Genomic DNA, 22,823 nt, shown 5'->3' with positions numbered 1-22,823 from the left:
AGGCTGATCCGTGCCTCCTGTCTACTTCCGGACACTGGCACTACACCGCCGATCATCTCCAGGTTCCCGTGTATAAGGTCGGGTTCGTGCCAGATATCGACGCAAGCTTTCTCGCTCTCCCCCGGCAGGAGTTGGCGGCGGCCGCCCTGCAGCGCGCCCGTGACCTCGGGGCCACGTTCGCCGAGTTCCGGCTGGAGCGGATCCGGTCCGAGTCCATCTCGCTGCGCGACAGCGTGCTGGAGAGCGCGACGGACGACGAGGACCTCGGTCTCGCCGTGCGCGTCATCCACGACGGCACCTGGGGTTTCGCCGCCGGCGTCGCGCTCACCACCGACGAGGCGGTCAGCCTCGCCGAGCAGGCCGTGAACATGGCCCAGGTGTCGCGGCCGATCAACGCCGAGACGATCGAGCTGGCCGACGAGCCGGTGTACGACGACGTCACCTGGATCTCGTCGTACGAGATCGACCCGTTCAGCGTGCCGCGGGCCGAGAAGGTCGCGCTGCTCACCGATTACAGCGATCGCCTGCTCCAGGCCGACGGCGTGGCGCACGTGAGCGTGCACGTCGCCACCATCCACGAGTGCAAGTACTACGCGAACACCGCCGGCACGTCGTACACACAGCAACGGGTCCGTATCGGTCCCGACATCACCGCGCACGCCGTCGCCGAGGACCGCTTCGACTCGATGTCGTCCACGGCCCCGCCGGCCGGCCGCGGCTGGGAGTACATGACCGGCACGGGCTGGAACTGGGACGAGGAGCTCGCGCAGATCCCCGGCTGGCTGGCCGAAAAGATGGCCGCGCCGAGCGTCGAGGCCGGTACGTACGACGTCGTCATCGACCCGTCGAACCTCTGGCTCACCATCCACGAGTCGATCGGCCACGCGACCGAGCTCGACCGCGCCCTCGGCTACGAGGCGAACTACGCGGGCACCAGCTTCGCCACGCTCGACCAGCTCGGCGCGCTGAAGTACGGCTCACCCGTCATGCACGTCACCGGCGACCGCACCGCCGAACATGGCCTGTCCACCGTCGGGTACGACGACGAGGGCGTCGCCGGTCAGCAGTGGGACCTGGTCAAGGACGGCGTCCTGGTCGGCTACCAGGTCGACCGCCGGATGGCGAAGAAGAACGAGGACGTGCTCGGCACGCCCCGCTCCAACGGATGCGCGTACGCCGACTCGTCCGGCCACATCCCGATCCAGCGGATGGCGAACGTCTCGCTGCAGCCCGCCGCCGACGGCCCCTCGACCGAGGAACTGATCGGCCGGGTCCGGAACGGGATCTACATCGTCGGCGACAAGTCCTGGTCGATCGACATGCAGCGCTACAACTTCCAGTTCACCGGGCAACGGTTCTACAAGATCACCGACGGCAAGCTCGACGGTCAGCTCCGCGACGTCGCCTACCAGGCCACCACGACCGACTTCTGGGGCTCGATGGAGGCTGTCGGCGGCCCGCAGACGTACGTCCTCGGCGGCGCGCTGAACTGCGGCAAGGCCGAGCCCTCGCAGTCCGGCGCCGTCAGCCACGGTTGCCCGTCCGCGCTCTTCCGCGGCGTCCGCATTCTCAACACCACTCAGGAGGCCGGCCGGTGACGGGCATCCAACTCACCCCGCAGGACACGATCGAGCGGGGGCTGGCCCTGGCCGCGGACGGGGGCGCCGACGGCTGCGTCGTACTCGTCGCGGAGACCTCGAGCACCAACCTGCGGTGGGCCAACAACACCCTGACCACGAACGGCGCGATGCGCGGCTCGAGCGTGACCGTGATCGCCACGGTCGGCGCCGGCGAAGGTACGGCGGCCGGCGTCGTCGGCCGGTCGTCGGTCACCGACGACTCGCTGCAGGGGATCGTGTCCGCCGCGATCGCCACCGCCCGCGCGGCGGCGCCCGCCGAGGACGCCCGTCCGCTCGTCGACGGTACGGCGTCGGCGGACTGGGATCTCGAGCCGGAAGTGACTTCCGTCGGCGTGTACGAGAAGTTCGCGCCGTCCCTCGGTGAATCGCTGAAACGCGCCGGCCGCGAGCGGCGCCGGCTGTACGGCTTCGCGAACCACGAGGTCGCCACGCTGTACGTCGGTTCCTCGACCGGTCTGCGGCTGCGGCAGGCGCTGCCCCGCGGCTACGTGTCGTCGACCGGCAAGAACGCCGATCTCAGCCACTCGGCCTGGGTCGGCACGGCGACGCGCGACTTCACCGACGTCGACGCGCTCGCGCTCGACGCCGAGCTCACGCGCCGGCTCGGCTGGGCGACCCGGACCGTCTCGGTCGACGCCGGCCGGCACCCGACGATCCTGCCGCCGGCCGCGGTCGCGGACCTGATGACGTACCTGTTCTGGCAGCTCGACGGCCGGGACGCCTTCGAGGGCCGGACCGTCTTCTCCAAGCCCGGCGGCGGCACCCGGATCGGTCACACGCTGTCGTCGCAGCCGGTCACCCTGCACTCCGACCCGGCGCTCGCCGGGCTCGAGGCGTTCGCGTTCGCCGTGGCCCGCTCGTCCGGCGGCTCGTCGAGCGTCTTCGACAACGGCCTCACGCTCGCCGCGACCGACTGGATCCGCGGCGGCAAGCTGGAAAACCTGATGACGAGCCGGTACACGGCCGACCTGATCGGCGCACCGGCGGCGACACCGGACATCGAGAACTACGTGGTCTCGGTCGACGGCGCGACCGGCTCGACCGACGACCTCGTCGCCGGGCTCGGCAACGGACTGCTGCTGACCTGCCTGTGGTACATCCGCATGGTCGACCCGCAGACGCTGCTGCTCACCGGTCTCACCCGCGACGGCGTCTACCTGGTCGAGAAAGGCGAAGTCAGCGGAGCGGTCAACAACTTCCGCTTCAACGAGAGCCCGGTCGACCTGCTCGCCCGGTTCACCACGGCCGGCGCGACCGTTCCGTCGTACTCGAGGGAATGGGGCGACTACTTCTCCCGCACCGCGACACCGCCACTGCTGATCCCGGACTTCAACATGTCGAGCGTCAGCCAGGCGAGTTAGCTATTTGGACAGGGCGACGCGCCACAGCACGCGTTGCCCTTCCTGGTACGGCGTGAGCTCGTCGAGGGTCCAGTTCTCGGCGAGTTCACGGACCAGGGCTTCGTCGAAGAAGCGGCCGACGAAGCCGTCGTGCACACGCAGGCCGTCGTCGAGCTGCTGCCAGTGCCGCGAGCAAGCATCGTCCGACGACCACACGGCGTACACGAAAACGCCGCCCGGGCACAGCACCCGGTGGATCTCGGCGACCAGTGACCGCAGCTCGGACGCCGAGAACGCCATGTTCAGCAGGAGATTCGCGAACACCGCGTTCACCGTGGCGTCGGCCGGCGGCAGCGGATCGCGTACGTCGTGCAGCGCGGCGGTCACCCGGTCGTCCAGCTTCTCGCGCTGCGCCTCGTGCCGGAGCTGGTCGAGCGCGGTCTCGCTGAAGTCGGTCGCGTGCACGCTGAAACCCTGTCTGGCCAGGAAAAGCGCGTCCCGGCCGTGGCCGGCGCCGAGCTCCAGGACGTCGTCGATGCCCGCGGCACCGAACCTCTCCGCGGCCCGGTGCGCCGCGGCCGATGGCCCCAGCCCGTGCAGCTGCGGGCGTTTCGCGTACGCCGAGTCCCACCGTTCTTGCTGAGCTCTTGCGAGCTCGACATGCCCAGTATTCATAGTGCTCCCCGTGGTCGTCACGCCGGTCTGGACGATCGGCAGACCGCAGCAGCCTACGTCAGAACTTTGAGTAGACGTACTCAGGCGGTGGGCCGTTCCGTCCCGCGAGAGTGGAACGGACCCGAGGAGGACCCGATGCCGACCGCCGCCATCACCTGCCCCACCTGCCGCACCCAGCTCCACCTCACCCTCGAGCCGGCCCCTTATCGACAGCCTTACCCTCACACCACGCCGGCTGCCGTACCGCCCACCAGCCCTGCTTCCGTGGCCCCGGCCGCGCCCGCTCCTATGCCCCTGGCCACACCTGACTCTGCGCCTCCCACCGTCCGCCCGCCCTCCGGCACCCGCCCCCGCTTCCAATCAACCTTCAGCGCCCCGGCCCCGCTCTCCCAGCCGCCCACCACCCCGCGCCCTTCCAAGATCCGCCGCCTCAGCCCCCAAGCCACCCTCCTCACCCTCGGCGTACTCCTCCTCCTGGCCGCAGGCGTCACCTTCCTCGCCGTCAACTGGCGCAGCATCCCGGTAGCCGCCCAGGCCGCGATCATCGGCACCCTCGCCGCCCTCGCCTTCGCCGGCTCCGTCCCCGCAAGCCGCCGTACCCTCGTCGGCACCGCCGAAGCCCTGGCCATCCTCAGCACCGGCCTGCTCACGGTCGACCTGTACGGCGCCCGCGCCCTCGGCCTGATCTCCCCGACCGCGGTCGACGGCTTCACCTACAGCGCGATCGTCTTCACCACCATCGCCGTACTCGCCCTCCTGATGACCCGCCTCGCCCCCAAAGTCGTCACGTACGGCGTCAGCACCGTCATCGCCGCCCAACTCCCGATCCCCCTCGTCCTCATCGACCGCGCGAGCCTCCCCGTCCTCCTCGGCGCACTCCTCGCCCAAGTCGTTGCCACCCTCGTCCTGTCCGCGAAGGGCATACCGATCGTCCGCCGCACCGGCTCCATCACCGCGGCCATCGTCTTCAGCGGCATCCTGGTCGTCGGCATGGCCCGCACCCTCCTCGGCCTCCTCCTCACAACCACCAACCTGACCACCACGATCGCGACCGCAGCAGTCGTCGGCCTCGCCGCAGCAACCGGCATCGCGATCCTCCGCAACCGCCCGCTCCCCGCCGCGATCCCCGCCGGACTCGGCGAATGCGTCTGCGCCGCCTCCGCCGCCTTCGCGGTCGCGACCACCCTCCCCCAGCTCCCCGGACCGAGCCGCTGGTTCACCACAGCCCTCGCCGCCGCCTTGGCCATCACCGAACTCGTCGCAGGCCGCCGTACCGGCAAACTCGCCGTCATCCTGCACGCCGCGACCGTCACCGTCGCCGCTGTCGACCTGGCCTACTGCCTGGCAACCGAAGACATCCGCCAGCTCGGCTACCTCGCCGCGATCCTCTCCGTACTGGCCGTCCTCGCCGCCGTCCGTAAGCTCACCGACCCGGTCCCCACCGCCACCGTCGCCAGCCTGAGTGCCCAGTTCGCGATCGTCCTGTTCGCCTTCGACGGGTACGTCGACACGTGGCCGGCCGCCGTCGCGCTTGCCGTCGTCGCCGCGATCGGCATCGCCGTCACCTGCGGACACGTCGGTCGACCGTTGGAGCCCGCCCTGCTCAGCACAGCCGCCTGCGCCGCCGCACTGGCCGAGATCGCTGCCGTGGCAGCCTCCCCGTACACCGCGACCGGCGTCGTCCTCACCGTCGTCGCGGCCCCACTGATTGCCTACGGCATGAACCCGCGCCGCCGCCCCTCGCTCCTGCAGGCCGCGCTTCTCCTCGTCATCGCCAACACCGCCTTCATGATCGGCGCCGACGCCCACACCCTCGAGTGGTACACGCTCCCGCCTGCCTTGATCCTGCTCGCCACCGGCATCGTTGCCTGGCGCAACGAACCGAGCTGGGTCTTCCTCGGCCCCGGCCTGCTGCTCGGCCTCGCCCCGTCCACCCTCATCGCCGACACCACCGACAACTGGCTGAGAGCAACCCTGGTCGTAGCCGCCGCCGTCCTCCTGATCCTCATCGGCACCCGCCGCTCCCTCCAGGCCCCGTTCATCATCGGCGCCGCCGCCGTAGCCAAGATCGGCATCGCCCAGTTCCTCGAGGTGGCCCCGCTCATCCCCCGCTGGATCACCCTCGCCACCGCCGGCCTCATCCTCCTCACCACCGGAGCCACCTACGAACGCCGCCTGACCCAAGCCAAACAAGCCACCCGCTGGATCAGCTCCCTCCGTTGACTCAAGCGCTTGCCGCGACGCGCTGACACGGCGCCCCCACCGCAGCAACCCGCCTCATAATGAGATTGTTGTCTCACCGCGTTGGGGGACGCATGTCCGATCCTCTGGTCCAAGGAGTGCCCGACGGCTCGTACCTGGCGCCTGTGCTCCTCGCGCTCCGAGGGCATGAAGGACTGACCGCCAAGCGTCTCGCCGCCCCGGGCGTCGCCCAGAACCTCCTGCGTCTCCCGATCGTGCAGAACAAGGCGGTCCAAACCGGCCGCAAACCTGCCCAGGCGGCGATCAGCGTGATCGCCGAACAGGTCGCGGAGCTCGATTCGCCGACCGATCGGATCATCGCCGACGCGATCCTCAACCTCGGAATCTACCGCGACAGGTACAAGGCTCAACACATCCCCGCACGAGCCCTCCATCAACTGACCGCCGGCGGCGTGGGCGACCGCCGACTCGCCCTCGTGAACCAGTGGCGCGCCCTCCACGAAGCACTCGACGAAGAGCCGCCAGCCGGACCGGCTCCCGGTGAGCACACCCTTCGCAGCCGTCTGGAACGCGAGGTCTTCGAGCGACTGAGCGCCCTGCTCGTCAACCCAAGGTCGACCTTCGAGATCTCCGCACCTGGCGAACCGATCGCGACGTCGACGGCGCACACCGTCGACGCGGAGGCAGCCGGCAAGGTCATCGTGGTCGGCGGGGCGGCCTTCGACCACACCTGGCGGATCGGTTCGGTGCCGCCGGTAGGCAGGTCCACGATGGCGATGTCTTTCGCCCGTACCCCCGGAGGCAAAGGCGTCAGCCAGGCCGTGGCGGCCGCCCATCTGGACCTCGACGTATCGCTGATCGCCGCGATTGCGGGCGATGACGACAGCCGTCAGATCGAGTCCCACCTCCAACGCGAAGGCGTCGACACCTCATTGCTGCACCGGGTCGAGCGCCCGGGCGCCAGGACTCCCACCACGGGAATCTACGAGCTGCCGTACGGAAACAGCTCAGCCGCGGTGTTCCGCGACATCGATCTCGACGTGGCAACCATCGACCGCCACGCGACCGCGATCCGCACCTGCGACGTACTTCTCCTCACCTTCGAACTTCCCCAGTCGGTTCTGAAACATGTCCTCGATCTGGTCACCAACGCGCCGAATCCACCCGTCGTCATCGTCACCCCAGGTCAGCCCTATTCGGACGGCCACCTCGTCAGCCCGCTGCTGAAGCAGATCGACTACCTGGTCGCCCATCTGTGGGAGCTCGAAGGTTTCGCATTCTCCGACGAGGCGAAGTACGACCCGGAGCTGCTCAGCGACGACTTACTGAGCCGTGGCCTCAGATCGCTCTGCCTCCTGAGCATTCCCGACGGCGGAAGCATCTACGAACGCGGCAAGCCGACCGCACAGATTCCCCGCCCGCACCGAAACATCCGGGAGGCCTCCATCACTCGCGACGCCTTCTGCGCCGCCCTGGCCGCCCGCCTCATCGAGGACCGATCCCGCACAGACAACACTTTCCTCTGGGCTGCAGCCGCAATGGCAAGCTTCGCCGACACATACCACCAAGCGCCGACCACCCACCCGTCCCGAGCAGCCGTCGACCAGCAATTCTCCCGGATGCCTCGCGGCCAGGCCGGCTGACTCTGCCAATTGGCAGGCCGTGGTCCAAAACTTGGCAACGGCGGAGGGATCGAAGCGGCCGAAGTGGCCACAAATCCGACTCTGGCGATACCAAGTGTCCCTGTCACGCTCGAAGTCAGAGGCACCACCAGCGCCTTCAGCGGAGTCGGCAGGGATCCGAACCCGGAACCCGCGGCCGCGCGAGATCGAGGATCGAGGGACGCCATGGCAACCAACCAGGCACTCGTTTTGATGCTCATCTTCGGCTTGTCGTTCACGATCGCCAAGAACTGGAGGAAGGTCTTGGTCTTCCTCGGCGCACTGGCCCTGACCGCGGCCGGTTTCGGCGTCTACTCAGTCGTCGAGTCGGTCCGCAACATCGACACGATCCACAGCGACGTGGACCCCGCCGGCGTACAGGCCGGTCCCGCCGACGCGACCGCACAGTCGGCCGCACCGCAAGGACGCTGACAGCAAACAGAAGCGGCGCCGTGGCCGACCGGCCACGGCGCCCATCACAGGAACGGGTGGGGACTCGATGTTCGACAGCACGACTCAATCGGAGCACGTCGTACGGACGGAGGCCGGGCCGACCTCGGATGAACCATCGCCGGGCCGGGTCGTGGTGGTCGGTGGCGCGGTCATGGATGCCACCTTCAGGATCAAACAGCTGCCGGCTCCGGAGACGTCGACCGAGGCGTTCGCGTTCAATCTTTGTCCTGGCGGCAAAGGGCTGATGCAGGCAGTCGCGTCCGCGCGCCTGGGACTGCACACTTCGCTGGTGGCCGCCGTCGCCGCCGATCGATTCGGGGACGCGATCATCGAGTACCTCGAGAACGAGCAGGTGGACACCTCGCTGATCAAGCGGGTCCCGGACGCCGAAACGCCGGTCACAGGCGTGTTCCAGCAGCAGCTCGGCGACAGCATCGCCGTGAACTGGCGCAACGAGAAGCAGATCCGCCTGGAGTCGAGCGACGTGTACGAACGCCGCGCCGAGCTTGCCGACTGCGACGTACTGCTGGTCACCTTCGAGGTGCCCCGCGACACGTTGGAGGTCGCCGTCGCGCTCGTCCACGACGCGCCGGGCAGCCGCCCGACCGTGATCGCCACACCAGGTCAGCCGTACGAGGACGACGAGGTCGCCGCCGACACCCTCGCGCAGATCGACTACATCGTCGCGCATGCCTGGGAGCTGGAGCCGTTCGCGCCTCCCGACGCATTCGATCCTGAGTCCGTGGCGGGCGCGTTGCTCGCGTTCGGCGTCGACACCTTGTGCCTGCTCATGAACGGCGGATGCACCGCCTACTCACGGCCGAACGTTCTCCGGGTGCCCGCGCCACCGGCGATCTCCAAGGAGTCCTCTGTCGCCCGCGACGCGTTCTGCGCCGCGCTGGCTGCCCAGCTAGTCGACAACGAGCGCAAGTTCTCCGAGGAAACGGCCCGCTGGGCAACCGCAGCCATGTCCTGCGCAGCTTCCGACTTCCCACGCCGCAACCCGCTACCGACCCGCCGCCGCATCAACGAGATGCTCGAGGCCGGGTCGTCGTTCAGAAGAATCTCTGCAGCCGCTCAGGCATGAACGGCAGATGGTCGGGGCCGAGGGCCGTGACAAGTTGTCCCAGACGGTCCTGGACCTCGTCGTCGTCAAGGTCCGTGGGACCCAGCCGCAGAACTGCCTCGTACGAAACGCCGTGGCTCGAGCAGATGCTGCTGTGGGACGCGTGCAGCACCTCGTTGTCGCCGAACGTCGACGACTGGTCGCACGTGAGGTCGACGATGATCCGGTCCGGGTCCTCCGCGTCGCCGACCTCCAGCCAGCAGTGGTCCGGCAGATCGTCCGCTGACTCCCGGATGGCGCAGACATCGCCGTAGCAGTACATCGCCGGCACCGAGTGAACCTCGGTCAGGACCGCCATCAGCCAGGCCGAGGTCACACCGCACTGACCGGTCGAGGGCCGGTCCCGGTGGTCGGCGTACCGCCAATGAACCGTCTTCTCCCCCCACCCCTTCGACACCAGCTCGCGGTACGCCGTGAGCGCCGCCCGCCAGTCCGTCGCCGGAGCCGCGGTAGCTGGATCATCACCCAGAGTCACTCGGCGAGGTTACCAGTGCGACGCGGCAACCACCAGCTCCCGCTTCACCGGAAGATCCGGTGCTGGTCCTCCGGTGGCACGCGCTCCGTCGCACCGCGGATCCGGCAACAGAAGATCAGGGAATCGCGGAGCTCGACGTGGCTCCTCGTCGCGTTCGGGTCCAGCGCGCACAGCTCGTCGATACCCCGGACCGAGGGGAAATCGGCCCACATCTGGCGCAGGCTCATGTACCGGCCTTGGTAGTACAGGTACGGCCGCGCCCGTACGGTCATCCACTGCTTCCAGTTCGATGCCAGGTAGCTGGCGCCGGTGAAACCCAGATTCGGGTCGACCACGGTGGTCAGCAGCTCGACGTCGCCACGCTTGTGGAGGTACTTCCGAACTCGGGCCAGCAGGTAGGACACCGCGTTGGGTGGTGCGCCGTCGAACGAGTACACGCGCGACACGTCCCAGATCGCGGCCCGCGGCACGCCGAACTGGCGCACCAACTGGTTGGCGACCCGCTTCCACTCCATCGGCGAGACGCTGCACAGTGTCACCAGGGCGCCGGTCTTCGGATCGACGAGCCCGAAGTTCGATGAGCCGCGCCGGGCGTTGCGCAGGTAGTGCATGCTGTCGAAGATCCGGCCGGCGTCGTCTCCGATCGGCCGGAACTCGAGTTCCGACAGGGCGTACTCCCGCCGCGGGGCCAGGTCGCGCACAGCCTGCTGGTCCTTGCGCAGCCGCGCGGCGTTGCTGATGACAACGGCCGCCGCCGCGAGATAGCTGATCGTCCCGGCGGCGTTGGCGTAGCACGGCAGGTGCAGGCGGGTACGAACAGCGAGTTCGCGCTGGTTGACGCCGTACCGTCGAGCCAGCCCCAGCAGTCGGTCCAGGGTCTCGGTGTCCGTGATCGGAAACCGCCCCGTCGCATACCGGCGCCGCGCGACCGAAGGAGTCGTCGGCATGACCGGGATGCTAGCTGCTCGCCCGGACAGCTCGGCAACTCCGTGAACCGCGCGTTTCGGCGGGCCGGCGTCGGGATTGCCGCGGGAATTGGGTGCGAATTTCTTGTGTGCAACTACACGTGGCAATTCTCGAATTGCCGGAAAGTTGCCGTCGGCCTGCGAATCATCGGACGTGGACTCACACTCCGGACAGCTGGGTGCCAAGGCGGACTGAGACACGGTCATCCTCCCCAACGAGACTCGTCCGCCCCGCCCCCTGCGTGGCGGCAACGAGTTCATTGGCGATTGTGAGCGCAGCGTTATTCCGTTGGCAAGATCATTTCTCAATACACCGGATCGACGGTGTGCAAGGGGTTTGGAATGCTGCCGGTCACCGGTATCGGTGGACGGGTGGACAGGTCGGTGTAGCCGAGTGTCAGGCGGTAGCCGTTGAGGGGATAGCGGAGGAAGGACTCGGCGGTCAGGGCGGTCGCGGTCAGACGGTCGGTGTATTCGGGGTGTTTTTCGGTGTAGCGGTGTACCTCGCCGCGCACCATCCCCCAGAAGGTGTTCTCGGGGATCAGGCGGCGGGCGGAGAGGGGGTTGAGGACGCCTAGTAGGAGGGCGTCGACCACGTACTGGCGGAGGATTGGCCAGGGTTTGCGGGGTAGGACTCTGGCGTGGGAGTCGGGTTCGGGGCCTCGGGCAACTATCGGGTCGGTGGAGATGTTGATGTCGTCGACCAGGTCTTTGATGACCAGGCGAGCGGGGAGGCCGGTGGGGGTGCAGATGACGGCGAGGTTTTCACCGTGGGGGTTGACGGTGATGCCGTAGTGGTGGAGAAGGTGGAGAAGGGGGCGCAGGACCACTGCCAGCAGGTGGGCGAGCCAGGTTCGCGGGTCGGTGTTGGCGCGGGTGATCGCGGTGGCTGCGAAGCCTGGATGGAGTACGGCGGCCAGGGGCCAGACGGTCTCTCCGGCTGCCAGACGGGGGTCGATGGGGTCTCGCCAGATGCAGCCCAGGGTTTCGGTCCACTGGTAGGGGATGCCGGTGTGGGTCGAGAGTTCGGGGTGCGGGACGGTGACGGACGCGACCTCGCCCAGGAGCTCGGTGCCGGACAAGGCTTCGTCGCGGTTCCACAGGCCGCGTAGCCATTGGGTGATCATGGGGGCGGCGACGGTGCAGTGGAAGGGGATGCCTCGGTAGACCGAGGTGTTGAGGATTTTGAGAGGCAGCTTGACCTGGTAGCGCGACGGGTTCGTGATGTTGACCATCGTGCGGATCGACTGGGTCGGGAGGTACTCGTCGGGGCTCTCCCCCAGGACGACGACCTCGCCGGTGGCTAGTTCGCGGGCCCACTGGGTGCGGATGACGTGGTCGAGTTGCCAGGGGTGGCATGGGAGCCAGACGTAGGCGTCGGGGTCGTCGAGGCGCGCGCGGAAGGCATCCACCACAGAAGCGTCCAGTTCGCGGTTGATGACGGCGTGTTCGGACAGGTCCGGGGTGCCGCGGAATTCGGCCAGGCCCCGGCGTACGGCCAGCCAGGTCAAACGCAGCGGTGTGCGCGCCTCGGGGGCGTAGCGCTCACTGTCGGAGGCGGAGAAGCCCAGCCGGCCTTTGTTGGCCACCAGCAGGGGATGGCCGGTCAGGTGGCCTTCCAGGCGGCTGTGGTGGAGGTCCAGCAGTTCGGTGGCAGGCACCGCCGAAGCAGCGAGGCGCACGTCGGCGGCCAGCGTGCTCGTCAGCTCCGCGACGTATCCGGCGACCGTGGACCCGTCCACCCCCAGTACGTCGGCGGCGTCGACGAAGAACTGGACCGGGTCGGTCGCGGGCTCGCTCTCGTCGTTGCCGAGGATGCCGGCCGTGGTCCGTCGGATCGACGCCGGATCGACCCGCCAGCTCCCGAACCCGCCGCGGGTCGCCTCAAAGCCATACGACACCGAACCGAAGTCGAGCCGGTTGTCGACGGGCTCCAGCAGCCCCTCGGTGCAGAACTGTGAGATCAGCTTCGCCAGCAGTTCCGACGAGCACTGCGTCCAGACACTCATCCGGGGATCGCAAACGTCGTGTACGAGGTGGACTTGGGCAGCCGGAATACCTCTCGGCCCGCCACGCTGTTCAGGATCGTCGCGTTACGGACAGCCCCGATGCCAAGGTCGGGCGCAGCGACGCCGTGGCTGTGCAGGTCGGCGTTCGCCACGAACAGACGGCCCTCCAAGGCACCCTGCACACTGTGGTTCCGGTTGATGACCCAGCGGCCGGCGGCGTCGTGGTCGATCTGCGAAAGCAGCCCAGCCATGAAAGGCAGCGGCCGGTTCCGGTAGCCCGTGGCCGCGACAACAGCACCAGTCGTGTGCTGGAAGGTCTTCCCACTGTCCGCGTGCAGCATGGTCAGCTCAAGACCGTCAGCACGCGCCACCGCGGCCACGACGCCCACGCCGACCTGCAGCTCAGCGGGTGCAGCGCTCAGGTCCCGCGCGTACAGAAGGTCGTGGATCTCCTCGAGAGTCTCCGACGAGATGCCCTTGTAGTGGCGCCACTGGTCCTTCACCAACTGGTCGCGCACACGCTCGTCCAGTGCGTGGAAGTAGTCGACGTACGACGGCGTCGTCATCTCCAGCACGAGCTTCGAGTAGTCGAGCGGTGTGAACGCCGCCGTGCGAGTCAGCCACGACACTGCCGGATCGTCGGCGCGGAGCAGGTCCAAGAAGCACTCAGCACCCGACTGCCCCGAGCCGACCACAGTCACGTGGCCGGTGCGCAGCAGGTCGTCCCGGCGGAACAGGTAGTCCGCAGAGTGCGTGAACCGCTCAGCAGGCAGCCCAGCCAGCGCAGCAGGTACGAACGGCTCCGTACCAACGCCAATCACCAGATGCCGAGCCTCAAAACGCTCTACGGCGTCACCGCGCTCAACAGTCAGCTCGAACGACGACCCGTTCCAAACGGCCTCCCGGACGTGTTGCCCGAAGTGCAGCGAGTCGAGCTGCGCCGCACACCAGCGCAGGTATGCCTCGTACTCCCGCCGCGTCGGATGGAACTTCTCACGCACATAGAACTGGTAAAGCCGGTCGCTCTCGCGAAGATAGGACAGGAACGACAGGTGGTGCGCCGGCTCGACCAACGAGACCAGGTCCGCCAGGAACGACACCTGCAGCATCGCGTCCTCGAACATCAACCCGCGGTGCCAGGTGAACTCCGGCCGGCTGTCGAGCACAGCCAGTTGTACGTCGTCCACGCCGTCGGCCAATGCGGCCAGTCCGAGGTTGAACGGCCCGCAGCCGATCGCGATCACGTCGTACATGTCATGCCTCCCAGGCCCGGGTGCGGACCATCAGTAGCGCTGTCTTCTCGGGCAACTGCAGCTCCCCGTGCTGGACGAAACCCGCCGCGCCGAACGCCCGGACGGACGGGGTGTTCTCGATGTCCGGTTCGGCCACTACCTGCGTACAGGCCGGCTCTGCGCGGAGCACCTCGTCGGCGAGCGAGCGCAGCAGTTCCCGCCCGAGTCCCCGCCCGACGCGGCTGACATCACCGATCGCTACATGCACACCCCAGTCGTCTTCGTCGTATGCGTAGTACTCCGCCAGGCGGTCGTGCCGGACCCGATACAACTCGACGTACGCGAACTCCTCACCGTCCACCGCGACCAGGTACGGCGTGGAGTGCTCCCCCGCCGCTTGCTGCTCGATCTCCTGCGCCCAGCGCTCAACCGACCAGCCCTGGTGCCACCAGCGAGCGATGTGCGGCTGCGACATCCACAGCGCGATCCGCGGGGCGTCGGACGGGTCCGCGGCGCGCAGTTCGAAGGACCTCACCGCAGCGGGTTGGTGATGTCGAGGTACACGGACTGTGCGTCCAGTGGCGCCACGACCTCGTCGATGCCACGCAGTCGAGTCAGCATGTTCGCCTTGCACGGCAGGGTCTCCGCTTCGAGCCAACGGCGCGCCAACCGGTCGCCGTCCGGTCCGGCAGCCTTCAGCAACGGCAGCGCGAGCGTCAGCCGCTCCCGCACCACATCGAGCAGCTCACTCTCGTCGGCAACGCCATCCGCCGCCAGGCAGCCGACCACGGCGAGCGCCTGGTTGTGCAGCAGGTAGTAGGTCAGTCGATCGTCGACAATCGGGTCGTCGACCACCGCAAGCGTCGAGTCACGCAGCCCAGTGACTCTGAGCAGACCACGCAGATACGACGATGCGAGGTAGTACCCCTGGTTGTCGCGATACGCGCCGCCTTTGATCCGCCCTGCCCCGTCGAGCCGCACCAGCGTGTTCTGCTGATGCGCTTCGAGGCCGATGCCTGTCTCGGCGTACAAATGCAGCATCGGGATCAACACGTTGTCGATGTACGCCGCTGTCCAGCCGGAAGGATCATCGGCGGCGAAATCGCTCAGCCGGCTCACACCACCGGGACGCGGCGCGACCAGACCCGCCAGGCAGGCGTAGCTGTTGACGTCGGCCGGTACCTCTCGCACCGCCACGTCCAGACCGGTCAACGTCGGTCCGCCTTCGTCGAGCGCAACCCACGCCGGGTCGCGGACGATGCTGAAGCGCGGGTGCGCAGTCGCCGTGCCCGCGTTGTACGCCGCGTCGAGCAGCCGGTTGATCTCCAGCCCGCGGCGCAGCTCGGTCGGCGTCGACTCCCGCCGCGAGTTCGTGATCCGCAGCCCGAGCGACAGCTTCAGCATCACCGGCAGATCCGGATGGAACACGGTCCGCAGGCTGGACGTCGGGTACCACTGGTCACCGGCGGGCCCCAACGCCTTCACCCGGCCGGCAGAGATCAGCGAGGCGACCCGCGGCCGCGCGGCGACAGCAGCCGCCTGCCACGGATGGGCCGGGATCAGCACGCGACCCGACGACGGGGTGATACCGGCCAGCGCGCCCATCAGCTGCACAGCGTCCAGTCCCTGCAGCGAGGGCGCGCCGGCCACCTGGTCCGACGACACCAGTTCGGCGTCGGCTTCGAACCAGTGCATGGCGAAGCGGCCGCCGAGCTCCGGCGAGTACGCCGCCAGCTCGTCACCGCTCAGTCCGTCGCGGCTCTTCGGCGCCGGATGGTTCAGATGCCCGAACAGCAACGCCTGCTCGAACTCGAGGAAGCGTCCCGGCCCGCGTACGCCGTCGGCCTGGTCGACGAACAGCGCCACGTTCCGCACCGACTCCGCTGTCCGGGCGGCCAGGTCGTCGATCTCGGCCGGATCCGCGTCCGCGGACAGCAACCGCACGAGCTCCTCGGGCGCCGGGCGGACGCCGCCCACCCGGACATCGCCGAACTGGTGCAGCCCGGTCCGCGAGGCGTGCTCGACCCGCGCCGTCACGGTCGAATCGCCGACCGGAAAGGTCAACGGCCCGACGGCGACCGGTACCGCCGACTCCCTCGTGTAACACCGCAGGATCGCGTTCAAGTGCGCGTCGACCGCAACACTCAGACCACTACTCACGCCGCTCCTTCACCGGTCAGGACGTCGAGGCCGGTGGCCACGACCTGGTCGAGCAGGTCTTCGATGTCCGACGCGGTGGCGTTCGGGTTCAGCAGCGTCAGCTTCAACGCGACCGCCGCCGGGCGGCCGCCGCGGGCCGGCAGCTTCGTTCGGCCGATCAACACCCGACCGGACGTCAGCAACCGGCGCCGGACCTCACCCTGGACGGCGTCCAGCGCGGACGGCTCCAGCCCCCGCCCGGCGACCCGGAACAGCACCGTGGTCAGGGTCACCGGCGCCAGAAGCTCCAAGTTGCTGTCGGCAACGACCCGGGCCGCGGCGGCCTGCGCGAGCTCGTGGCAGGTGTCGAGCATCGTTCCCAGTCCGGCCCGTCCGTAGGCCGCCAGCGTGGTGGCAACCTTGACCGCGTCCGGACGGCGCGTGGTCTGCAGGCTGCGACCGAGCAGCCCGTCCAGCCCCGAGTCGATGTCGTCGGCCGGGTTCAGGTAATCGACCGAGCGGTCGAGCGCCGAGAACCGCGTCCGGTCCGCCACCAGCAGCACACTCGTCGCGGCCGGCTGCCAGCCGATCTTGTGCAGGTCCAGCGTCACCGAGTCGGCGAGCGGCAGGTCGGCGAGCAAAGGCGCAAGCCGGTCCGAGAACAGCGCCCCGAACCCGTACGCCGCGTCGACGTGCAGCCAGACGCCGTACTGCCGGGCCAGTGCGGCGATCGGCGCGATCGGGTCCACCGACCCGAAATCCGTCGTACCGGCGGTCGCGATCACCGCCACCGGCGTCCGGCCGGGCCGGGAGAGCTCGTCGGCGAGGACGTCGGTCCGCATCCGGAAGTCCTCGTCGGACGCGATCGTGATCGCCGCCTCCTCCCCGAGCCCGAGCGCGGCGCAGGCCCGTTGGACGGAGAAGTGCGCGAGCTCGGAGCAGAACACGACCGGCCGGTCGAGACCGTGCAGGCCGTTGCGCCGTACGTCGACCCCGGCCGCGGCGGCCGCACTGTCGCGCGCGATCAGGACCGCGAGCAGGTTCGAGATCGAGCCGCCCGGCGTCAGGACTCCGTCCGCCCGCGGACCGAAGCCGGCCAGGCCGGCCAGCGCCTTCACGACCCACTGCTCGATCGCCAGCGTCGCCGGGCCCGAGTCGTAGGTGTCCAGCGAGGCGTTCGATGCCGACGCCAGCGCGTCCGCGTCGACCGCGACCTGCAGCACGGGCGGCTGCAGGTGCGCGGCGGCGTGCGGGTGGCTGAGGTCGATCCCGTGTTCGTCCAGCAGCCCCGCGATCAGGTCGAGCGCGGCGGACTCCCCCATCCCGGTCGACGGGACCCGCGGCTCACCCAGCACCTCGGCAGCGCGCCGGAGGACCGCTCCCGGCGACCCGTGCGGCAACGGTCCACGCTCACGGTCCGGCACCGTCGAGGCCAACGGCCAACGCGCGCCGAACCGATCGCGAACGGGTGCGGGCGGCACTGTCACGGCGGACAGACGCGCGGGCTGCGACATCCAGATCTCCCGGGAAGTTGTCGAGTAAGGCAACCCTTACTAAGGTAGCCCTAACTTTTACCCGCCTCACTCACCGTGTCAACTCGGCCACGGCCGGAGTGAACATCCTCACGATCCGAAGCAACGCCTCACCCGCCGGGCGCGTCTCATTCGCCAAGGGGGTGGGTTATGACGAACCTGGGCAAGGTCTACATCCGCGGCGGACTGCAGATGATCGGGCTGGCCGCCGTGGTCGCCGGCGGCGCCGGATGGATCGCCGGCCGGCCGTACGGACATGGCCTGCTCACGCTCGGCCTGATCGGCTATGTGTGCACGATCGTGCCCGGGCGAAGGGCGTGGTACGGCGCGATGGGGTTCCACAGCGGCAGGCAGGGCGCGAAGAGCTTCCGCGCCGGGCAGTTCGAGGAGTCCGCCGACCACCTGGCCGAGCAGGTGCGACACCTCCGCAAGCTCGCCTTCATGCGGCCGAGCGAGACCTCGCGGCTGTACCTGGCGCTGACAGCTCAATGGACCGCGCTGACGAAGCTCGGACGGCACGCGGAGGCGCTCGTCGTCGCCGAAGAGGCGGTCGTGGTCGGCCGGCTCGTCGACGCCGGCCGACCACGCCTCGACCAGGCTCTCGAGCTTGTCGAAACCAGCCTGGGCGACTTTGCCGACGAGCCGATCGGTCCCGAGGCGGGCGAACTGCTCGCACTGCGAGCACAGCTCGCCGGCGACGCAGACCGGGCGCAAGCCCGGTCGCTGGCACTCGTCGCCGAACGCCACATGAATCGGCGTGAGTATGACGCCGCGCGGCCGCTCCTCGAGCAAGCAGTGCGGATCCACCGTCACCTCGCATCCGGCCCGAAACTGGTGGCGGCACTGAACGACCTGGGCACGAATCTGCTGTATCTGGACGAACCCGAGCAGGCCAGGGCCAGCTATGCCGAGGGGCTCAGGATCGCCCTCGCGCTCGACCCGGCCGCACCGGACGACGTGTTCGCGCTCCAGGTGAACCTGGGCACCAGTCTGCGTGACCTCCGGCGGTACGCCGAGGTGGTGCCTCTCCAGCAGGCGGTGGTTGCCAAACTGCGCACCGATCACCAGTCCGAGAACCGGCACGAAAGATCGCTCGTGAGGCTCACGGCCGCGCTCGGAATCCTCGCCGACGACCTGCGGGAGCTGGGGCGCCATGACGAGACTCCTCCGCTGGAGGAGGAGATCGCGGCACTGATGGCAGCGGACAGCTAGCGACCGTAAGGCGTCCTCGTGAGGACGAAGGTGGCGACGTTCAGGTGGGAGATCGTGGTGCCGTCGCGGATCACGTGGAGTTTCTCGCCGGCCAGGTAGCCGTCGCGGCCTTGGTAGAGGTCGGGGCCGAGGGGTGAGAGGCGGGTGGTGAGGCCGCCGGACAGCTGCAGGATGCCGGCTGTCGCCGAGATGGTGAGCGGGGTGTTGCCCCAGTACCAGTGACCGAGCAGCTCGTCGCCCTGGGCCAGTGGTGGCTCCGGGATCCATTCCTGGGTGATCGGCGGCTCATAGCGCATCAGGATCCGGATCATGTCCGGAGCCAGCGAGGCCACCCGGCCGTACGTCGCGTTGCCCAGCGTCACCGCTCCGACCCGGCGGACCCGGTCGACGAACAACCCGGCGAGGAAGCCCGGCATCGACCCGGTGTGCCCGATCAGCAGGTGCGGGTCGTCCGCGATCAGCCGCAAGCCCAGCCCGTACGACGCGTTCAGCCCTTCGCGCGGATCCGAGGCCACCGGCGACGCCATCTCCTCGACCGACTCCCGGCTCAGCACCTCGTGCAGCGGGTCGATCCAGAACCCGGCGTACCGCGCCAGGTCCTCGATCGTGCTCCACAGCTGCCCGGCCGGAGCCATCGCGCCCGAGTCGTATGACGGCTCCGGGTCGAGCTGCCCGCTGAACGGATGCACCGAGAAGCCCTGCGCGGACGGGCCTTCCGGGAAGTACGTCGTACGCCGCATCTCCAGCGGATGGAGGATGCGCTCCCGCACCAGCTCCAGCCAGGACGCCCCGCGCAGCCGCGCCACGATCTCGCCGAGCAGGCCGTAGCCGAGGTTCGAGTAGTGGTGCCGCCGGTCCGCGGGGCCGGCGGCCTGCGAGTCGTTCATCGCGGCAGTCAGCTCGTCGAACGAGACGCCCGGATTGCGTTCCCACCAAGGGCCCTTGGGCTCGGCGTTCATCCCGCCGCTGTGCGCGAGCAGCTGCCGGACCGTCCGGTCCCCGAACGCGATCCCGGGCAGATGCTTGCCGACGGCATCGTTCAGCGCGAGCAACCCGTCGTCGCGGCACTGCATGACCAGCAGCGCCGTCATCGTCTTGGTGATCGAGCCGATCCGGTACTGCACGTCCGTGCCCGGCAACGCCCCGTCCGCCGTCGCGAACCGCCCGCGCGACCCCGTCCAGACCAGCGCGCCGTCGCGCACCACCCCGGCGTTCACCGACGGCAGCTTCGACTCCCCCTGCGCCGCCGCGACCTCGGCGAACAGGGCAGCGGCGGTGTCAGGACGTACGGAAGTCACTCAAAGGCCTCCGGGGCAGGGCACGAGCAGATCAGGTTGCGGTCGCCGTACGCGCCGTCGATGCGGCGGACCGGCGGCCAGTACTTCGAGGTGCGGTCGACCGAGCGCGGGAACGCCGCCTCCTCGCGGGTGTAGGCGTGCTCCCACTTGTCGTTGATGACCGACTCGGCGGTGTGCGGCGCGTTCACCAGCGGGTTGTCGGCGGCCGGCCACTCCCCGGCGGCGACCCGGTCGATCTCGTGCCGGATCGCGATCATCGCGTCGCAGAACCGGTCCAGCTCGCCCAGGTCCTCGGACTCGGTCGGCTCGACCATCAGCGTGCCGGCGACCGGGAACGACATCGTCGGGGCGTGGAACCCGTAGTCGATCAGCCGCTTCGCGACGTCGTCGACGCTGATGCCGGTCTCCTTGGTCATCGGCCGCAGGTCCAGGATGCACTCGTGCGCGACCAGGCCGTTCTCGCCCGTGTACAGCACCGGGAACGCACCCTCGAGCCGCTTCGCCACGTAGTTCGCGGTCAGCACGGCGGCCTTGGTCGCCGCGGTCAGCCCCTCGGCTCCCATCATCCGGATGTACGCCCAGGAGATGGCGAGCACGCCCGCGGACCCGAACGGCGCCGCGCTGATCGGGCCGACACCGGACTCCGGGCCGGCCTGGTCGAGCAGCGGGTGGTTCGGCAGGTACGGCGCCAGGTGCGCCGCGACCGCGACCGGGCCGACGCCCGGGCCGCCGCCGCCGTGCGGGATGCAGAAGGTCTTGTGCAGGTTCAGGTGGCTGACGTCGCCCCCGAACTCGCCCGGCTTCGCGAGGCCGAGCAGGGCGTTCAGGTTCGCGCCGTCGACGTACACCTGGCCGCCGTGCTCGTGGACGATCCGGCAGACCTCGCGGACGCTCTCCTCGTACACACCGTGCGTCGACGGGTAGGTGATCATGATCGCGGCCAGCTTCTCCGCGTGCTCGGACGCCTTCGCGCGCAGGTCGTCCAGGTCGATCGTGCCGTCGTCGTTGCCCTTGACTACGACGACCTTCATGCCGGCCATCACCGCGGAGGCGGCGTTCGTACCGTGCGCGGACGCCGGGATCAGGCAGACGTTGCGGTCCGCCGAGCCCTGGGCGCGGTGGTAGCCGCGGATCGCGAGCAGACCGGCCAGCTCACCCTGCGAACCGGCGTTCGGCTGGATCGACACCTTCGCGTAGCCGGTGACCTCGGCCAGCCAGCGCTCCAGCTGACCGATCAGCTTCACGTAACCGGCCGCGTCCTCGATCGGCGCGAGCGGGTGCAGGTCCGCGAACTCCGGCCAGGTGACCGGCTCCATCTCGGTGGTCGCGTTCAGCTTCATCGTGCACGAGCCGAGCGGGATCATGCCGCGGTCCAGCGCGTAGTCCATGTCGGACAGCTTGCGCAGGTAGCGCAGCATCGCCGTCTCGGACCGGTGCGTGTTGAACACCGGGTGCGTCAGGTAGTCCGTGGTCCGCGGTACGGCGATCGCGGGCGCGCCGAGCGTGTCGTCGTACTGCACGCCGAAGGACTGGCAGACCCGGGTCAGCGTCGCGACGTCGGTCTTCTCGTCGCACGAGATGCCGACGTGGTCGGCGTCCACGAGCCGCAGCCAGATGCCGTTCTGCCGGGCGGCGTCCACCACGTCGGCGGCACGTCCGGGGACCCGGGCCAGGACGGTGTCGAAGAACTCGCCGTGCACGACCTCGACGCCGCCGGCCCGCAGCGAGGCGGCGAGCTTGCCGGCGTACGAGTGCACGCGCTCGGCGATCGCCTTCAGGCCGTCGGGGCCGTGGTACACGGCGTACATCGACGCCACGACGGCGAGCAGGACCTGCGCCGTACAGATGTTGGACGTCGCCTTCTCGCGACGGATGTGCTGCTCCCGCGTCTGCAGCGCCAGCCGGTACGCCGGGGCGCCGTCCGCGTCGACCGAGACGCCGACGAGACGACCGGGCAGCGACCGCTCCAGACCGGAACGCACGGACATGAACCCGGCGTGCGGACCGCCGTAGAACAGCGGGACGCCGAAGCGCTGCGACGAGCCGATCACGATGTCGGCGCCGGCCTCACCCGGTGCCTCGAGCAACGTCAGCGCGAGCAGGTCGGAGGCCACGGCGACCAGCGTGTCGCGCTCGTGCGCCGCCTCGATCAGCGGCTTCAGGTCGCGGACGGCGCCGTTCGAGCCCGGGTACTGCACCAGGAAGCCGAAGAAGTCGCCCTCGGGCAGACCGTCGGTGGTGTCGGCGACGACGACCTCGATACCGAGCGCCTCGGCGCGGGTCTGCACGACCGCGATCGTCTGGGCGAAGGTGTCGGCGTCGACCAGGAAGCGGTCGGACCTGCTCTTCTTGTTCGACCGGTGCGCCAGCGTCATCGCCTCGGCGGCCGCGGTGCCCTCGTCGAGCAGCGACGCGTTCGCGGTCGGCAGGCCGGTCAGGTCCGAGACCACGGTCTGGAAGTTCAGCAGCGCCTCGAGGCGGCCCTGGGAGATCTCCGGCTGGTACGGCGTGTACGCGGTGTACCAGGCCGGGTTCTCGACCAGGCGGCGGACGATCACCGACGGCGTGAACGTCCCGTAGTACCCCTGGCCGATCATCGAGGTGGCGACGGTGTTGCGGGCCGCGAGCTGCCGCAGCTCGGTGAGCGCGTCCACCTCGGACGCGGGCTCGGGCAACCGCAGCGCCTCGGCGGAGCGGATCGACGCCGGGACCGCGGCGTCGACGAGCGCGTCGACATCGGCGTACCCGAGGGCTTGCACCATCCGCGCGACCTCGTCGGGACGCGGCCCGATGTGGCGGTCGGCGAACGTGGCGGAGAGTTGTTCGGTCATCAAGAGGCTCCGTTGCTGACGTGCTTCCGGTCG

At 69.1% G+C, this 22,823-nt stretch carries 17 protein-coding genes; 7 read left to right on the top strand and 10 right to left on the bottom strand.

What is annotated here, in order from left to right:
• Positions 1–86: 86 nt before the first annotated feature.
• On the top strand, positions 87–1,598 hold the full coding sequence (locus ABZX12_RS06500; protein WP_355690420.1) for a TldD/PmbA family protein: 1,512 nt from the start codon (positions 87–89) through the stop codon (positions 1,596–1,598).
• A complete protein-coding gene (locus ABZX12_RS06495; RefSeq protein ID WP_355690419.1) occupies positions 1,595–3,001 on the top strand; it encodes a metallopeptidase TldD-related protein in 1,407 nt (468 codons plus the stop codon). The genes ABZX12_RS06500 and ABZX12_RS06495 overlap by 4 nt, the downstream gene beginning before the upstream one ends.
• On the opposite strand, the gene ABZX12_RS06490 is transcribed toward ABZX12_RS06495, so the two are convergent.
• Positions 3,002–3,655 carry a class I SAM-dependent methyltransferase gene (locus tag ABZX12_RS06490; RefSeq protein ID WP_355690417.1) on the bottom strand — a complete coding sequence of 218 codons (654 nt, stop codon included), beginning with the start codon at positions 3,653–3,655 and terminating at the stop codon, positions 3,002–3,004. It abuts the gene before it with no gap.
• 135 nt (positions 3,656–3,790) lie between these two features.
• On the opposite strand from ABZX12_RS06490, the gene ABZX12_RS06485 reads away from it, so the two are divergent.
• From ABZX12_RS06485 to ABZX12_RS06470, 4 genes are all read left to right on the top strand, one after another.
• Entirely contained in the window at positions 3,791–5,878 is a 2,088-nt protein-coding gene (locus ABZX12_RS06485; RefSeq protein WP_355690415.1) for a hypothetical protein, read from the top strand.
• A gap of 92 nt (positions 5,879–5,970) precedes the next feature.
• A complete protein-coding gene (locus ABZX12_RS06480; RefSeq protein ID WP_355690414.1) occupies positions 5,971–7,500 on the top strand; it encodes a PfkB family carbohydrate kinase in 1,530 nt (509 codons plus the stop codon).
• 204 nt (positions 7,501–7,704) lie between these two features.
• Positions 7,705–7,950 carry a hypothetical protein gene (locus ABZX12_RS06475; RefSeq protein WP_355690412.1) on the top strand — a complete coding sequence of 82 codons (246 nt, stop codon included), beginning with the start codon at positions 7,705–7,707 and terminating at the stop codon, positions 7,948–7,950.
• A gap of 67 nt (positions 7,951–8,017) precedes the next feature.
• On the top strand, positions 8,018–9,058 hold the full coding sequence (locus ABZX12_RS06470) for a carbohydrate kinase family protein (RefSeq protein ID WP_355690411.1): 1,041 nt from the start codon (positions 8,018–8,020) through the stop codon (positions 9,056–9,058).
• Here ABZX12_RS06470 and ABZX12_RS06465 read toward each other — a convergent pair.
• From ABZX12_RS06465 to ABZX12_RS06435, 7 genes are all read right to left on the bottom strand, one after another.
• Entirely contained in the window at positions 9,027–9,572 is a 546-nt protein-coding gene (locus ABZX12_RS06465) for a hypothetical protein (protein ID WP_355690410.1), read from the bottom strand. The two genes, ABZX12_RS06470 and ABZX12_RS06465, sit on opposite strands and share 32 nt — an antisense overlap.
• A 44-nt stretch (positions 9,573–9,616) precedes the next feature.
• Positions 9,617–10,519: a hypothetical protein gene (locus ABZX12_RS06460; RefSeq protein ID WP_355690408.1), complete on the bottom strand. Its 903-nt coding sequence runs from the start codon at positions 10,517–10,519 to the stop codon at positions 9,617–9,619.
• Between the two features lie 323 nt (positions 10,520–10,842).
• Positions 10,843–12,546 (bottom strand): IucA/IucC family protein, encoded by a 1,704-nt coding sequence (locus tag ABZX12_RS06455; RefSeq protein WP_355690407.1) that lies wholly within the window; start codon positions 12,544–12,546, stop codon positions 10,843–10,845.
• Positions 12,543–13,799, bottom strand: a complete 1,257-nt coding sequence (locus ABZX12_RS06450; RefSeq protein WP_355690405.1) for a SidA/IucD/PvdA family monooxygenase — start codon at positions 13,797–13,799, stop codon at positions 12,543–12,545. Before ABZX12_RS06450 ends, ABZX12_RS06455 begins: the two co-directional genes overlap by 4 nt.
• Position 13,800: 1 nt before the next feature.
• Positions 13,801–14,313: a GNAT family N-acetyltransferase gene (locus tag ABZX12_RS06445; RefSeq protein ID WP_355690404.1), complete on the bottom strand. Its 513-nt coding sequence runs from the start codon at positions 14,311–14,313 to the stop codon at positions 13,801–13,803.
• Positions 14,310–15,938, bottom strand: a complete 1,629-nt coding sequence (locus tag ABZX12_RS06440; protein WP_355690402.1) for an IucA/IucC family protein — start codon at positions 15,936–15,938, stop codon at positions 14,310–14,312. The genes ABZX12_RS06445 and ABZX12_RS06440 overlap by 4 nt, the downstream gene beginning before the upstream one ends.
• Complete coding sequence (locus ABZX12_RS06435; protein WP_355690400.1) at positions 15,935–17,431, bottom strand: pyridoxal-dependent decarboxylase; 1,497 nt, start codon at positions 17,429–17,431, stop codon at positions 15,935–15,937. Before ABZX12_RS06435 ends, ABZX12_RS06440 begins: the two co-directional genes overlap by 4 nt.
• 168 nt (positions 17,432–17,599) lie before the next feature.
• On the opposite strand from ABZX12_RS06435, the gene ABZX12_RS06430 reads away from it, so the two are divergent.
• Complete coding sequence (locus tag ABZX12_RS06430) at positions 17,600–18,661, top strand: tetratricopeptide repeat protein (RefSeq protein WP_355690398.1); 1,062 nt, start codon at positions 17,600–17,602, stop codon at positions 18,659–18,661.
• Here ABZX12_RS06430 and ABZX12_RS06425 read toward each other — a convergent pair.
• On the bottom strand, positions 18,658–19,959 hold the full coding sequence (locus tag ABZX12_RS06425) for a serine hydrolase domain-containing protein (protein ID WP_355690397.1): 1,302 nt from the start codon (positions 19,957–19,959) through the stop codon (positions 18,658–18,660). The two genes, ABZX12_RS06430 and ABZX12_RS06425, sit on opposite strands and share 4 nt — an antisense overlap.
• Entirely contained in the window at positions 19,956–22,790 is a 2,835-nt protein-coding gene (gene gcvP, locus ABZX12_RS06420) for an aminomethyl-transferring glycine dehydrogenase (RefSeq protein WP_355690395.1), read from the bottom strand. The genes ABZX12_RS06425 and gcvP overlap by 4 nt, the downstream gene beginning before the upstream one ends.
• Positions 22,791–22,823 lie beyond the last annotated feature (33 nt).

The organism is Kribbella sp. NPDC003505 (assembly GCF_040610875.1).
In the GTDB taxonomy this organism is placed as follows: domain Bacteria; phylum Actinomycetota; class Actinomycetes; order Propionibacteriales; family Kribbellaceae; genus Kribbella.
This window is presented reverse-complemented; position numbering and strand designations above follow the sequence as displayed.